This window comes from Halomarina ordinaria (assembly GCF_030553305.1).
GTDB lineage: Archaea > Halobacteriota > Halobacteria > Halobacteriales > Haloarculaceae > Halomarina > Halomarina ordinaria.
Map to the genome: position 1 here is coordinate 761,526 of NZ_JARRAH010000001.1, position 13,198 is coordinate 774,723.

Annotated in this window: 16 protein-coding genes; 6 read left to right on the plus strand and 10 right to left on the minus strand. The window is 68.2% G+C overall.

Features of this window, described 5'->3' with window-relative positions; all coding sequences use genetic code 11:
• Nucleotides 1-464: 464 nt before the first annotated feature.
• The 6 genes from P1Y20_RS04115 to P1Y20_RS04140 form a co-directional block, all read right to left on the minus strand.
• The gene (locus tag P1Y20_RS04115) at nt 465-1,412 is read right to left on the minus strand and encodes an N-acyl homoserine lactonase family protein (protein ID WP_304447387.1); all 948 of its coding nucleotides are present in this window, start codon (nt 1,410-1,412) and stop codon (nt 465-467) included.
• A 549-nt stretch (nt 1,413-1,961) separates the two neighbouring features.
• Nucleotides 1,962-2,948, minus strand: a complete 987-nt coding sequence (locus P1Y20_RS04120; RefSeq protein WP_304447388.1) for a calcium/sodium antiporter — start codon at nt 2,946-2,948, stop codon at nt 1,962-1,964.
• A gap of 164 nt (nt 2,949-3,112) precedes the next feature.
• A complete protein-coding gene (locus P1Y20_RS04125; RefSeq protein ID WP_304447389.1) occupies nt 3,113-4,114 on the minus strand; it encodes an arsenic resistance protein in 1,002 nt (333 codons plus the stop codon).
• A gap of 176 nt (nt 4,115-4,290) precedes the next feature.
• Nucleotides 4,291-5,067, minus strand: coding sequence for a methyltransferase domain-containing protein (locus P1Y20_RS04130; protein ID WP_304447390.1), 777 nt, complete (start codon nt 5,065-5,067; stop codon nt 4,291-4,293).
• Entirely contained in the window at nt 5,064-5,630 is a 567-nt protein-coding gene (locus P1Y20_RS04135) for an OsmC family protein (protein ID WP_304447391.1), read from the minus strand. The genes P1Y20_RS04130 and P1Y20_RS04135 overlap by 4 nt, the downstream gene beginning before the upstream one ends.
• Nucleotides 5,631-5,816: 186 nt before the next feature.
• Nucleotides 5,817-6,632, minus strand: a complete 816-nt coding sequence (locus P1Y20_RS04140; protein ID WP_304447392.1) for a helix-turn-helix transcriptional regulator — start codon at nt 6,630-6,632, stop codon at nt 5,817-5,819.
• Nucleotides 6,633-6,919: 287 nt separating this feature from the next.
• Between P1Y20_RS04140 and P1Y20_RS04145 the strand changes: the two genes are divergently transcribed.
• The 3 genes from P1Y20_RS04145 (at nt 6,920) to P1Y20_RS04155 (ending at nt 8,422) form a co-directional block, all read left to right on the plus strand.
• Entirely contained in the window at nt 6,920-7,321 is a 402-nt protein-coding gene (locus P1Y20_RS04145; RefSeq protein WP_304447393.1) for a cupin domain-containing protein, read from the plus strand.
• A 3-nt stretch (nt 7,322-7,324) separates the two neighbouring features.
• The gene (locus P1Y20_RS04150) at nt 7,325-7,510 is read left to right on the plus strand and encodes a hypothetical protein (RefSeq protein WP_304447394.1); all 186 of its coding nucleotides are present in this window, start codon (nt 7,325-7,327) and stop codon (nt 7,508-7,510) included.
• A gap of 72 nt (nt 7,511-7,582) precedes the next feature.
• Nucleotides 7,583-8,422, plus strand: a complete 840-nt coding sequence (locus P1Y20_RS04155) for a helix-turn-helix transcriptional regulator (RefSeq protein WP_304447395.1) — start codon at nt 7,583-7,585, stop codon at nt 8,420-8,422.
• 61 nt (nt 8,423-8,483) lie between these two features.
• Here the strand turns inward: P1Y20_RS04155 and P1Y20_RS04160 are convergent, their stop codons facing one another.
• Both P1Y20_RS04160 and P1Y20_RS04165 read right to left on the minus strand, forming a co-directional pair.
• A complete protein-coding gene (locus P1Y20_RS04160) occupies nt 8,484-8,771 on the minus strand; it encodes an amphi-Trp domain-containing protein (RefSeq protein ID WP_304447396.1) in 288 nt (95 codons plus the stop codon).
• 132 nt (nt 8,772-8,903) lie between these two features.
• Entirely contained in the window at nt 8,904-9,584 is a 681-nt protein-coding gene (locus P1Y20_RS04165; protein WP_304447397.1) for a carbonic anhydrase, read from the minus strand.
• Between the two features lie 160 nt (nt 9,585-9,744).
• Between P1Y20_RS04165 and P1Y20_RS04170 the strand changes: the two genes are divergently transcribed.
• The gene (locus P1Y20_RS04170) at nt 9,745-10,551 is read left to right on the plus strand and encodes a formate/nitrite transporter family protein (protein WP_304447398.1); all 807 of its coding nucleotides are present in this window, start codon (nt 9,745-9,747) and stop codon (nt 10,549-10,551) included.
• Nucleotides 10,552-10,573: 22 nt separating this feature from the next.
• Here the strand turns inward: P1Y20_RS04170 and P1Y20_RS04175 are convergent, their stop codons facing one another.
• Entirely contained in the window at nt 10,574-11,380 is an 807-nt protein-coding gene (locus P1Y20_RS04175; RefSeq protein ID WP_304447399.1) for an AAC(3) family N-acetyltransferase, read from the minus strand.
• A 111-nt stretch (nt 11,381-11,491) separates the two neighbouring features.
• Between P1Y20_RS04175 and P1Y20_RS04180 the strand changes: the two genes are divergently transcribed.
• On the plus strand, nt 11,492-11,902 hold the full coding sequence (locus tag P1Y20_RS04180) for a hypothetical protein (protein ID WP_304447400.1): 411 nt from the start codon (nt 11,492-11,494) through the stop codon (nt 11,900-11,902).
• Nucleotides 11,903-11,929: 27 nt separating this feature from the next.
• On the opposite strand, the gene surE is transcribed toward P1Y20_RS04180, so the two are convergent.
• Nucleotides 11,930-12,697 carry a 5'/3'-nucleotidase SurE gene (gene surE / locus P1Y20_RS04185; protein ID WP_304447401.1) on the minus strand — a complete coding sequence of 256 codons (768 nt, stop codon included), beginning with the start codon at nt 12,695-12,697 and terminating at the stop codon, nt 11,930-11,932.
• 105 nt (nt 12,698-12,802) lie between these two features.
• Here surE and P1Y20_RS04190 point away from each other — a divergent pair, with 105 nt between their 5' ends.
• The gene (locus tag P1Y20_RS04190; protein WP_304447402.1) at nt 12,803-13,183 is read left to right on the plus strand and encodes a hypothetical protein; all 381 of its coding nucleotides are present in this window, start codon (nt 12,803-12,805) and stop codon (nt 13,181-13,183) included.
• The last annotated feature ends 15 nt before the right edge of the window (nt 13,184-13,198 follow it).

Sequence of the window (13,198 nt, forward strand, 5' to 3'; positions counted from 1 at the left end):
CGGTAATACGACCGATGAGGAGCGTCTGTTTGTTCTCCTGCATCGGGAAGGGAGGCCAACTGACCAATCTAATTTACTACTAGCTCCAGTATCCTACCGTATGGGAAGCTACGCGAGACCGCCAGTTGGCCAAAACTGAACGGTGAGGACGACGAACCGGCGACGACCAATCTCCGTGATTTTGATTCGGACGACGAATCGCCGGCCAAACTCGGTGAGGTTCTGTCGGGGCGACTAGCGGATATCGACATCGACTCCGTCGAGGCGGTTCGTGAAACGCGAGAGCGTCGATGAAGGTATTCGTCGATACGAACGTATTCATTGCCGCAGATGCGCTCTCACGTCGTCAGGTGGATACGAGCATCGGCGTCTTCGAGTCCCTCAGCCAGACGGGTGCGTGCTACATCCGACGTATCTATCCAGCGACCACCTGCCGAACCGAGTGAACGAGTCTTCGAGGGGGTTCACGATTCGGCGGTACCACTGTCGGCGAGTCGCTCCGCCCCATGTGGGTCGTGAGCCGGAGCGTATACCGTCGGGTAAGCAGCGAGCTGATCGGCGATGTGAGCTACTGTCTTCCGTGCAGCGGTCGGGTCATCACAGATACCGGCGACCGTCCGCGAGCGAACCTGTTGCAGGTCGAATGTGGCGTCGCCTCCTACCAACACCCACCGCTCCGCCCCGTCCTCCGCCCCACGTATCAGCACCGACTGGTGGCCATACGTGTGACCTGGCGTCGGAACGAGTCGTACCGCTTTATCCTCCGTGAGCGCACGACTCTTCGGAAATGCCCCGAACGGCCCGTCGTCGTAATCGACTGGCGATGGGGTGAAGAAGTCGGGCCAGCGACATCGTAGCGCTCCGACAGTCGGTCGTTCGAGTTCGGTTCGACTCGCGAGGAATCGCGCGTTCGGGAAGTGATGGAGACCGCCGGTGTGATCGCCGTGGAGGTGTGTCATCGCCACAATGTCGACGTTCGCTGGATCGACGCCGAGTCGGTCGAGTTGAGGGCCACTCTCGTCGTCCGAATGCACGTCGAACCGAAGGAGACGGTCGTACACCAGACGAGTCCCGAGGTCGCAGTCGAAGTAGCCCGGTTCGGCGGTCCGAGCCGTCTCACCGGCATCGATCATGACCGTCGTCTCGGGATGTTCGACGAGGAAACACGTGACCGGCAGCCAGTCCGTCCACCGGGGGTCGAGCACGATGCTGCCGAACCGGGTCACGTCGGGCCCTGCGAGCACCCGATGAGCCCGCTTCACCGCGACTCGACCGGTTCGGATAGCGTGAATCCGGATGTCACCGAGGTCGAGCGTGGTCGGCGGCCCCGTCCGAACCTGCCTGGAGACGGGCGCGGTCACTTGACCGAGCGTAACCAGTCCAGCGGCCCCTACGAGGAGTGATCCAGCCATCGTGAGTCTTCTAATCCGGCGGGACATGGTGGGTGATATCGGTCCACAATTGGGCGCGGACGGCTTTATCATCTCCCACAGAACGAGTGTGCATCACCACTCCGAACGGGCGTCTACCTCGCGAGCGGTTAACTCGCGATCCGCGCCCCGTACGCGCGCCTCATTCAGCACTACCGGTGGCAACGTATCACCGACAGAGGGGATTCGACGGGACGTCACCGGCGATTGCGCACACTCGTGTATGTGCGGGTCAATGAGGTCGCCTGGAGCGTCTGTTTTCGAGAGACCGAACGCCGCAAAAGGAGGCCATCTCACCGGGTCGTGGTACGGATTTCAGCCACCTGAACGAGGTGTAACAGCGGGAGAACAGGCTACGAAGCAGCTGTTTCAGGACCTCTATCAGTTGTCTGGGGCGACCTCTTCGTCCGACAATCGTCCGTCCGTTCCGCGGTCGGTGATAGGTGGCACGATTCCACAGCCACCCTGGTCACGGGTCCGCTTGCGGGCGGGACTCGCAGCGCTATCGATGCATTGCGGGTACCGAGTAGGTTACCCGAGCACTCCGAGTATACCCAGAATCCACCGAACGATTTCAGAGGTGGTGAACACGGCACCTTCCAGACGGGAAAGTACTCGTTCCGTCCACAGGGCAGCAACGATCAGTAGAGAGATCACAGCTAACCACACGACCGTCTCCAGTGCCGGGCCGCTGACTACGAGCGGACGAACGACCGCTGCGACACCCAGAATCCCCGTGATATTGTAGATGTTGCTGCCGACGACGTTACCGACCGAGACACCGAGGCTTCCTCGCTGGATAGCCACCAGCGAGACCGCGAACTCCGGCGTCGAAGTACCCGCCGCGACGATCGTGCCGCCGATGACCCACTCGGAGATGCCGACGCCACGGGCCAACTCCGAAGCGGCTACCACCATGTAGTCGCCACTTACGAGCACCAGCGCCAACCCACCGACGAGGAATCCGAGGTCGCGCCCACGGACGGTCACGCGTTCGGTCACGGGACTGGTCACCTCCCCTTCTCCGAGTGGTCGATCGGTGGTCACGGTCGATTCTGACTGGCCGACACGGAGTAGATAGACCGTATAGGCGACGAACAACCCCGTCAGGAGTACGCCTTCGAGCCTCGTAATCTGGAGGTCGAAGATCACGACTCCACCGACGAGGGTGCTCGTCAGTAGAGCGATACCGTCGCGACGAACGAGGGATTCCGTGACCGGAATCGGTGTCAACAGGGATATCACCCCCAGAATGAACGCCAGATTGTAGACGTTCGAGCCGAGGACGTTGGCGACCGCGATATCACCCAACCCCTTGAGCGCGGCATCGACCGAAACCGAGAGTTCGGGCATCGACGTCCCCATCGCGACGATAGTCAGCCCGATAATGAGGTCGGAGAGTCCGAACGTCTGCGCCAACCGGACGGCAGCATCGACGAGGAATCGCGCGCCGATCCACAGCCCCAGTATCGAGAGAAGAATCACACCGATTTGAACGATTGGACCGCCTTGCACCATCGGACGGGGTTACCGCGGGTCGGACAATCAAGGTTGGGCACCCAGCGTCTACTACCGGAGGCACGTGCCTGTGTGCGTATCTCCCTGTGAGCGGACCGATATCGCGTGTGATTCGGAGTCCGAATCCATCGAACAGGTTTCGTTCGACTGTTCCGCCAGTGTGTTCACTCGCGGCTCGCCACGTCGGCGCGCGCCGCCGACTCGGACACGTCCGGGACGAGCCACGCGGGGACGACGCGCGTGAGTACCACCATCCCGACCAGTTCGACGAGCGTCTGGGTCACGACGACGGCGGGGGCCAGCTCGTAGCCGGCAGGGAGCGCGAGCGCGAGCGGGAGCACGACCAGCGAGTTGCGGGTGACCGACGTGAACACGAGCGCCCGAGTCTCCCCGACGTCCATCCCCAGCGCTCCCGCCGCGAACCGACCGAGGAGCGGCATGACGACCAGGAACGCCACGTACACCGGGACGACGGTCGCGACCTGTCCGATGGAGTCCCACACCCGGGGGAGCTGGGAGGCGACGACGACGAACAGTGTCGCGGCCAACATCGGGACGGGCAACCACCCCATCGCCACCTGCCATCGCTCGCCCGGCGCGGACCGGTCGGCCCAGAGTTCGGTGAGCCAGGCGAGCGTCAAGGGGAGCGCGATGACGAGGAGAAACGCCTCGACGAACGGTTCGGGCTCGATGGCCTCGGCGATTCCCTCCCCCATGAAGAGCCAGAGGTACAGCGGGAGCAGCGACAACTGGACGAGCATCAGGGCGGGCGTCGTCGCGGTCACCAGCTCCGCGTCGCCACCCGCGAGGTCGGTGAAGGTGATGACGTAGTCGATACACGGCGTCAGGAGCACCATGAAGGCGCCGACGAGGAGGACCGGACGCGGCGGGAGCGCTCGGGTGAGGACGAAGACGACGACGGGGACGACGAGGAAGTTCATCCCGAGCGCCGCGGCCACGTACCGCGCGTCGCGGAACGCACGGCGGAGTCGGACGAACGGTATCTCGAGGAACGTGACGTAGAGCAGGACGGCCAGCACCGGGTCGATGAACCGCTGGACGACCGGCGTCGCGTCCGGCCGACCGAGGGCGAGGCCGACCGCGAGGAGGACGGCGACCGCGTAGACCGAGACCTGACGCCGCTGGAGGCGCTCCTTGGCGTTCATCTACGGACCGGTTCGTGGTCCGGCGGGTAACGTCCGTCGTTCTCTCACGACCGGGCCACTCGGGGCGTCGCGCGGCCCACCGCTCGCGTCGCCACGGTCGACGTCCCGCGTCCGCCACCGGGGCTCCCGAAACACACGAACGCGAACGACGCGAAAGAGCGTGACCGTCCCCGCCGTCACCGCACACGTGCGGCGAGCGAGACGCTCATCACGCCGTAGGTCGCGCACGCACCCTGCGCCTGCTCCGAGACGAACTCGTACTCCGGGTTCGTCTCGACGGCGGTCACGTCGAACCCCGCCGCCTCGACCGTCGACCGGTAGTCGTCGACCTGTTCCGCGCCACCGATGCAGGCCGCCCAGAGGTCCGCGTTCGTCTTGATGCGCTCGGGCATCCGGGCCTCGCTGACGATGTCCGAGAGCGCCAGTCGACCGTCGGGGCGCAGGACGCGCGCGATTTCCTCGAAGACGCGGTCCTTCTCTGCCGAGAGGTTGACGACGCCGTTCGACACCACGGCGTCGAACGAGTCGTCCTCGAACGGGAGGTCCTCGACGTAGCCCGCCTCGAACGCGACGGTCTCGAACCCCCACTCGTCGCCGAGCCGTCGCGCCTTCGAGAGCTGTTCGTCGGTCATGTCGAGCCCGGTCACGCTGCCGGTCTCGCCGACGTGTCCCGCGGCGACGAAGACGTCCATCCCGGACCCGCTACCGAGGTCGAGGACGTCCTCGCCCTCGCGGAGGTCGGCGAGGTCGAAGTGGTAGCCGACCCCCGCGAACGAGTCGATGGCGTCGTCGGGGACCGCATCGAGGTGAGTCGACGGATAGCCGAGGCGCTCGGCCAGCGGGCGGCCCATCTCGAAGTGGAATTCCTCATCGGGGGTCCGGGCCACGTCCCGGTAGACCGCCTTGACCTCCCGCTCCAGTCTCTCGACGTCGAGCGAGCGCGACTGCGTCATCCCCGGAGCTCCGGTCGTTCGACCACGAGGTCGGTCTCGACGGCGACGGCGTTCGTGACGTCGTCGAGCAGCGGGGACGTGGCCTCGACTCGCTCCCTCAGTTCCGCGAGTTCCTCCTCGGAGGCGTCGGCCTCGACGTACGCCGTACAGGAGATGGCGTCGTAGCCGGCGCGGACGTCCTCGGAGATACCGAGGAAGCCCCTGAGGTCGACGTCCCCCTCCAGTTCGAACCGGAGGCTGTCGAGGTCGATGCCCATCGCGGCGGCGTTGGCGGCGTAGCCGACGCTCAGACACGACCCGACGGCGGCGAGCAGGAGCTCCACCGCGTTCGGTGCCGTCCGTTCACCGAGTATCTGTTCCGGTTCGTCGCCCGCTATCTCGAACTCCCGGGTGGTGATTCGTTCGCCGGCCTGGTCGAAGTCGTCGATGACCGTCACGCAGCGCAGGGCGTCGTCCCACTCCGTCTCCGCGCGGAACGTGAACCGTCCCACCTCCGGGTCCTCGGTTATCGCGTCGACCGCCTGGCCGAGCTGTTCTACGTTCACTCCGTTCGTCGTCGTCATGGTCTCTCGTCACCTCTCCGGGACGCGCTCCGACCCCGGAGGGGCGTCGAACGCCCGCTCGGGGCCCCGTCGCGTCCCGGCCAGCGGCTACGGAACGGTCGACGATGTAGGTATCTCGTGACGTCCGTGCGTGCCTCGCCGTCCGTGCAGCGGGTGACCGACGGTCAGGGTGTGCCGTTCGGTGCGTCAGGGTTCGCTGGCGGTCGGTTCGAGCGCCAGGGGTCGCGCCTCGCCCCGGTAGGCCTCGAAGGTCGACTCGGCCCACTCGCGCGTCTCGGGGGCGTCGGTGTCGACGAGCACCTGGACCGTCCCGCTGTCCTCGTCGTAGCAACTGACGGCGACGCGGTCGTCGAAGAGGCCGACGCCGTAGAACGGGAGGTCGTCGTGGACCCGGACGATGAGGGTGCCGCTCTCGATGGCCGCCTCACAGTGGTCCCTGTACGTCGAGAGGACGTACCGGGCGACGTGCGGCGGGTCGATTATCTCCGTGCGCATCCCGTCGACTATCTGCCGGCGTATCTCGTCCTTGCAGGGTTCGAACAGGGCGAGGTCGGTGCCGACGAACCGAAACCGCTCCGTCTCCCGGAGCAGCGAGGCGAACCGGCTCACCGGGCGGTACGGCGCGTCGACCTCGGCCGTCGTCACGACCGCGTCGGTCACCATCTCGACGGTGAACCCGGCCTCCGCACCCGGGAGCCACCGCCAGGCGTCGCGGAGGGCTCGTTCGGTCTCGAGGCGCTCGAGGAGGCCCCGCAGACCGTGCGAGACGAACGCGCCCAGTTCCGTCACCTCGTACCGGTTCCCCGCTCGCCGTACCCAGCCACGCTCCTCGAACGCCCGGAGGGCCCGACCGACCGTCGACGCCGACGCCCCGGTCCCCGACCGGAGGTCGGCCCGACTCGCGGGCCGTTCCGTCAGCGCGTCGAGAACGGCGACGCGGTGGGCCGACCGCGCGAGGAACTCGATGTCGGCGAGCGCACCGCTCGTGGTCCTCGGTATCATGGTAGTCGTACGCACACGTGTAGTATAGTTGTTCGGGTGCGCCGGACCGACACCGGAACGGTGCGGACGAGGTCGGTTGACGACGTCCACGGGGGTGACTGAGGCGTCGAAGCGCGCCGAGACGACGGCGAGTTCCGTGACGAAGGGATTCGTGCTAACATATGTCTCTCCTCGGACCTGTTTTTCACGTCGCGAAATCCTTCAGCGAATAACTACACGACTGCCGAGCGCCCTGTTCCGGACGTCGAGGGACGGCCCGGTACCGTCGCTCGGCGCGAGGTGAAACCATGAAGCAAGCCAAGGGAGACGTTCAGGTCAGAGTCGACACGCCGGACGCCATCGCCCGTCAGGAGATGGACTTCGGCGACGCGAGCGAGTACGGGGAACTGAGCGGCGAGTACTTCACGATGAAGGCGGGGACGGACCTCTCGCCGTTGCTGGAGGGGCTCGAAGACGACCTCTGTCAGTGCCCACACTGGGGGTACGTCGTCGAGGGGTCACTCACCGCCCGGTACACGGACGGGACCGAGGAGGTGGCCGCGACCGGCGACCTCTTCTACTGGCCGCCGGGACACACCGTCCGGGCCGAGACGGACTCCGACTTCGTCATGTTCAGCCCGCAGGACGAGCACGCGGCGGTCCTCGACCACGTCCTGGCCAGACTCGACGGTCTCGAGGAGGGGCGGTGAATCGTGGCGACGACGCCGACCGCGACGGCGACAGCGACGGTCGCCTGCCCGCGGTGCGACCGGTCGGTCGACGCCCCGGTCCCCGGCCCGGGAGTCGAGGCGACGCCCAGTCCCTACCGCGTGGCGTTCGGGGACCACCGCGAAGTCCACTGTCCCGCCGGCCACCGGGTCTGGGTGTACTACTGCTGAGGCCGGGCCCCCCGGATTTCCGTTTTCCCGACACGTCCGAACAGTGTTATAGGTGTAGTGCCACGTGTTACCATGGACTCAGCGGTTCGGGACATCGAGTTCCTCGCGCGGTCGGCCCACCGCGTGGCGGCACTGGAGGCACTGGCCGAGGGGGGGCACGACCGCCGCGACCTGCGTCTCGCGACGGGCGCGTCGGACCCGACGGTCGGGCGCATCCTCCGGGACTTCGAGGGCCACTCCTGGGTCGTCCGGACGGGGCCGGTGTACGAACTCACGCCCCTCGGCGAGTTCGTGACCGAGCGGTTCCTCGAACTCCGCGAGGCGATGACGGCGGCCGGGACGCTCCGCGACGTCTGGCGCTGGCTCCCCCGGGAGATGGAGGGGTTCGCGGTCGAACACTTCGAGGACGCCGTCGTCTCCTACCCCGGTCCGAGCTACCCCTACCAGCCCGTCGAGCGCGTCAGCCACCTGCTGGAGACGACCGACACGATTCGAGGGCTCGGGACGACCATCTACAAGTCGGGGAACCTGGAGGTGTTCTGCCGGCGCGTCCTCGACGGGATGGAGACGGAGTACATCTACTCGCTTCCGGTCCTTCGGGCCATCGTCGCGTGGAACCCCGAGCTCACCGCCCGGGCGTTCGAGTGCGACAACTGCACGGTGCTGGTCCACGACTCGCTCCGGGACGACGACCGCTGCGGCCTCAACGTGATGGACGACTGCATCGGCATCTGCGGCCACGACCCCGACACCGCCCAGCTCGAGGCCGTCATCGACACCGCCTCAGCGGAAGCGCGCGAGTGGGCGGTCGACGTCTACGAACGACACCGCCGGGAGGCGCGCCCGTTCGACCGCGAGGAGTTCCTCGACGCGGACGACGGCGGGCGCGAGCGCCTGCGCGTCGAACCGTGACGGGCGTCGGCGCTCGGGGCGGGCCTCGTCACGGTCGGTGGCGGCCCCGCGACGACGGGCGTCAGTCGCCCGCGTCGGAGACGTCGAGCGCACCCTCCTCGGCCGTGGTCGCCTCGCGCCACCACACCAGTTCGAACTCGATGCTCTGTTTCGCCTCCGTGTCCCCCTCGTCCCAGTCCGACTCCCCCTCCAGTTTGAACGTCACCGGGTCGACGGGGTCCAGCGTGACCCGCGTCTCCCCGAGGGCGAGCGCCACGTCGCCACCCCCGTCGAGCTGGTCGGCCAGGTCCCGGAGGTAGGCGGCGATGTCGGTTCGCGTCGTCCGCTCTTCGGTCTCTAGTTCCCCCATGTGCAGGGAGAGGGTACTCGGCGACTAAGCGATGGGGGGTAGTTCTCGGTCGGCGGGACGTATCCCGAGGGGAGAAGGTCGAACGCTCACTCGGGTCGGTCGCCCTCGTCGTTCAGGGCGGCGCAGACGCGCTCAGTACGTCCAGAGCCGGTCGACGCGCTCGTCGACCTCCGGGTGTTCGTCCCGGAGCGTCCCGACGTCCGTCTCGCCGTCGACGTTGACGACGTGGACCTCGCCGCGGCGCTCGGCGTACACGTCCTGGAAGTCGTAGACGACGCCGACGACGGTGACGTCGTCCGGCACGTCGTCGCTCTCGCGGAGGAACTCGACCTGCCGGTCGACGTTGTACTCGACGAGGTGGTTCACCGCCTCCGTCCGGGACAGGTCGTCGGGGAGCGCCTCGACGCCCGCCTCGAGCCGGGGGGCGAGCAGACCGACGCAGTGTTCGATACCGGCCGGTTCGGAGAGACCCTCCGTCAGGTGGTCGTAGGTCGCCGTGACGGCGCCACAGCCGGTGTGGCCGACGACGACGACGGTCCTCGTCCCGGTGTGTTCGACCGGGTAGAGGACGTCGCCCGAGACGGCCTCGCCGGCGTCGGTCCGCTGGACGACGCGGTTACCGATGTTGCCGACGGTGAAGAGGTGGCCGGGCGTGTCGTTGCCCCACATCAGGTCCTGGAGCACGCGCGAGTCCGAGCAACAGACGGTGACGGCGGCCGGGTGCTGTGCGTCCTGTACGTCGTCGAAGCGGGAACGGAACTCGTCGGCGTGGGCCGCGTTGCGCTCGAGGAGTTCGATGACCGTCCGGTGCATACCTGATAGCCAGGTCCGACCCGACGTATTTTTTGCGTGTCGCTATCGAGGCGAGGGCGGGGCGCATGCACGCGCAAGATATAGGGTCCGGTCGCGAGTAGGCCGGGCCATGTCGGTTCCTGTGTGCGAGAACGGGACGCGTAGTGCGGGGTGTCGCTAGGTGGGCGAGTCCGACCAATCAGCGGTCGCCGCTGGCGAACAGACGTCCGCGGCGGACATCCTCGAGTCGCTCATCGAGACGGGCCGAAGCGAGATGGAGCGCGAGACGTCGGGCCTCCTGCTGTCGGGGCTCTCGGCCGGCCTCGACATCGGGTTCGGACCGCTACTGATGGCGGTGTTGCTCACGCTCTCCGAGAGCGGGTACGGGGACGTGGGGACGGAACTGCTGCTGGCGAGCGCCTACGCGGTCGGGTTCATCCTCGTCATCGTCGGCCGCTCGGAGCTGTTCACCGAGCACACCACGCTCGCCGTGATGCCGGTCTTGGACGGTCGCGGGTCGGTGGGAGAGCTGGCTCGGCTCTGGGGGCTGGTGTACGTGGGCAACATCGTCGGCGGGGTGCTGTTCACCGTGTTCGTCGTCACGCTGATGCCCAGCCTCGGGGTCGCGGAGCCCGAGGCCTTCGGGACGATCGCACAGAAACTGGTCGAGTACGACCTCACACAGCTGTTCGTCGCCGGTATCCTCGCGGGCTGGCTGATGGGGCTGCTCGCGTGGCTCGTCACTGCGGCCCAGGAGACGACGAGCCGGCTGCTCGTCATCTGGCTCGTCACCGCCTCCATCGGGCTCCTCCACCTGCCCCACTCCATCGCGGGCAACGTCGAGGTGCTGTTCGGACTGTTCCTCTCGCCCGAGGTGGTGTTCCTCGACTACGTCGCCTTCCTCGCGCTGGCGACGGCCGGGAACGCGGTCGGCGGCGGCGTGTTCGTCGCCCTGCTGAAGTACGGCCACGTCGTCCGCGGGGCCTGACCGGGCCACGGGTCGCCGGCGGCTACCGGTTCGCCTCGAACCAGTCGACGGCGAAGTCGACCAGTCGCGGCTGCGAGGCGAGTTTGGCCGTCGCGGTCCCGACCCGGCCGTCGGCGAGGCCGACCTCGCGCTCGAAGGCCCGCCCGAGGTCGGGAAAGTCTCCGGTGTCCTGCTCGATGTCGTCGTACTCGACCCAGCGTCGCTCGCCGTCGACGAGCGTCGCCGCCCCCTCCGTGACCCGCTCGGTCGGGAGGTCGGCGCGGTACTCAGCGAGGTGGAGCGAGGTGTTCGCGTCGTGGCCGACGCCGAGCAGGAGGACGTCGCCGGCGAGGTCGTAGACCCGCGCGAGCGGCGAGGGCTCGCCGAGCGCGTCGTCGAGGCCGTGGTCACCGACGACGAACTCGGCGTCGGCACCCCACGCCGCGAACGAGAGCGACGGGTGGTCGCTCCGGCGCACGTCCGGGTAGTCGCGGACGCACTCCGGTATCGCGCCCATCCCCCGCGTGGGGGTGACCGCCGGCCGGTAGGGCGGCATCGTCTCGCGAATCCGCTCGACCCACCCCTCGGGGACCGGCGGGTCAGACCAGTCGGTCGGGTCGGAGTTCTGCGTCGAGTGCGTCGGAACGACGAGCGTCCCGTCCTCGGTGACGGCCGCCCGCAGGGCGTCGACCACCGCCGGCGCCCCGCCGCAGACCCAGCCGAGCGACCCGAGCGAGGAGTGGACGAGGAGCGTGTCGCCCGCCTCGACGCCCAGCGCCCGGAGGTCGTCGAGGAGCGACGTGGTCGTGACCGGTTCGTCCACCGCGTCGACGGCGTCCCGTTCGTCCATACCGCTCGCACGCGACCGGCCGGTTTCAATACTCCCGCTTCGTGCCGGGCGAGGGTTCTTCGCGGTGGCCGCCCGACCGTCCACAATGAGTCCGACTGTCGGGAGGGGCCGGTGACGGTCGCACGCTGGGTGCGCGGGCTGTGGACGTACTACCGGGGGTACACGCGGACCGCGATACACGCGGCTTCGACGGCGACGCTGACCATCTTCGGCCTGCTCGCCATCGTCGACCCGCTGTTCGTAGTGGTCGCCATCGTCTCGTACGTCGTCCCACCTATCGCGCTGTACGCGACGGACGCCGACCTCGGGCGAACGACCGCGGCGACCGACGGCGAACCGCCACGCGACGGGTCCGAGCGCGTGCGACGCGTCCCCGCTGGTGGCTCGAAGAGGACGGGAGGTGATACGGACGGCGACTCGGACTCGGATAGCGACGGACGCGATGGCGACAGCGACGCGGACGGGACGGATACCGATTCCGACGGGACGGACACCGACACCGACTCGGACAGCGACGGGTGACGGCGAGCCGAGTGCGAGTGCCCGCGTTCAGAACTCGACCGCGAGGGCGTCGAGGGCGTCGTGCTGGCGGGCGGTGTGGGCCGCGGTCAACGGGGAGACGCTCACGCGGCGTTCGAGGATGGCCCGGCGGTCGGTGCCGACGGGGTCGGTGGTCTCGCCCTCCGCCATCCGGCCCCAGATGCGGTCGACCAGCGTGATGTGACCGTCGCGGCGCTTCGCGCCCATGTCGTACACCGTCGAGGGGGTCGTCACCTCCATCTCGCAGGGCTCGCCGTCGGCGACGGGGACGTTCACGTTCAGGTAGTCGGCCTCCTCGAAGACGCCGCGGTCGAGGGCGCGGTCGACCAGGTACTCCGCGACGCGCATCGCCTCGGCGTACTCGTCGTATCCCGGGTCGAAGGTCCGGTAGTCCACCTCGCCGGTCGGGATGTACATCGAGACGGCGATGGCGGGGACGCCGAAGAAGGCCGCCTCGACGGCCGCGCTGATGGTCCCCGACCGGCCGAGGACGTACTGGCCGAGGTTCGCCCCCCGGTTGCACCCCGAGACGACGACGTCCGTCTCGGGCACGAGCGACGACAGGCCCGCGACGACGCAGTCCGCCGGCGTCCCGTGAATCGCGTAGCCCAGTTCGTGTTCGTCGACGGCGACCCGCGAGGACATCGAGCGCCCCACCGCGCTCTGGTCGTCGGCGGGGGCGACGACGGTGACGTCGGCGACCGAGGAGAGCGCGCGGTGGAGCGCCTGCAGCCCCGTCTCCTCGATGCCGTCGTCGTTCGTCAAGAGGACCTGCATGCCCACCCTGCGCTCGCGCGTCGCAAAAGCGCATCGGGCCGAGAGACCTACAACCCCACCCGGGGTATCGCCGGACGGCACACGCGGCCTGGCCGATGACGCACGATGAACACACGAACAGTCTACACGCTCGTCAGCCTCGGCCTCGTCCTGACCGTGGCGACGAGCATCGCCTTCCTCGGCGGCTGGGACGCCGCCGACGAGACGCCCCTCCCCGACGGTGACGGCGACCGGACGGGAAGCATCGGAACCCTCGCGGTCGACGACAGCGGCCTGACCGAACGCGGGACCACGCCACTGAGCGACCGGCACGGCGGACGCGACGGCCCGGACGACGCGCGTGGCCCCGACGCGGCCGAGGGGCCGTCGGCCGCCGGCGGGGGCGACTCACCCGACCGCGACTCCCCGGAGGGCGAGCACTCACACACCGACGGTGACGCCGGCCGACGCGACGGGCGGTCGGCCGGCGTCGAGGCGACGGGCTGAGTCGAGGGCGGCGGT

Bases quoted from the DNA above. Each gene is read 5' to 3' on its own strand.
- P1Y20_RS04115 (WP_304447387.1), bottom strand. From the start codon at position 1,412: ATGGCTGGATCACTCCTCGTAGGGGCCGCTGGACTGGTTACGCTCGGT.
- P1Y20_RS04120 (WP_304447388.1), bottom strand. From the start codon at position 2,948: ATGGTGCAAGGCGGTCCAATCGTTCAAATCGGTGTGATTCTTCTCTCG.
- P1Y20_RS04125 (WP_304447389.1), bottom strand. From the start codon at position 4,114: ATGAACGCCAAGGAGCGCCTCCAGCGGCGTCAGGTCTCGGTCTACGCG.
- P1Y20_RS04130 (WP_304447390.1), bottom strand. From the start codon at position 5,067: ATGACGCAGTCGCGCTCGCTCGACGTCGAGAGACTGGAGCGGGAGGTC.
- P1Y20_RS04135 (WP_304447391.1), bottom strand. From the start codon at position 5,630: ATGACGACGACGAACGGAGTGAACGTAGAACAGCTCGGCCAGGCGGTC.
- P1Y20_RS04140 (WP_304447392.1), bottom strand. From the start codon at position 6,632: ATGATACCGAGGACCACGAGCGGTGCGCTCGCCGACATCGAGTTCCTC.
- P1Y20_RS04145 (WP_304447393.1), top strand. From the start codon at position 6,920: ATGAAGCAAGCCAAGGGAGACGTTCAGGTCAGAGTCGACACGCCGGAC.
- P1Y20_RS04155 (WP_304447395.1), top strand. From the start codon at position 7,583: ATGGACTCAGCGGTTCGGGACATCGAGTTCCTCGCGCGGTCGGCCCAC.
- P1Y20_RS04160 (WP_304447396.1), bottom strand. From the start codon at position 8,771: ATGGGGGAACTAGAGACCGAAGAGCGGACGACGCGAACCGACATCGCC.
- P1Y20_RS04165 (WP_304447397.1), bottom strand. From the start codon at position 9,584: ATGCACCGGACGGTCATCGAACTCCTCGAGCGCAACGCGGCCCACGCC.
- P1Y20_RS04175 (WP_304447399.1), bottom strand. From the start codon at position 11,380: ATGGACGAACGGGACGCCGTCGACGCGGTGGACGAACCGGTCACGACC.
- surE (WP_304447401.1), bottom strand. From the start codon at position 12,697: ATGCAGGTCCTCTTGACGAACGACGACGGCATCGAGGAGACGGGGCTG.
- P1Y20_RS04190 (WP_304447402.1), top strand. From the start codon at position 12,803: ATGAACACACGAACAGTCTACACGCTCGTCAGCCTCGGCCTCGTCCTG.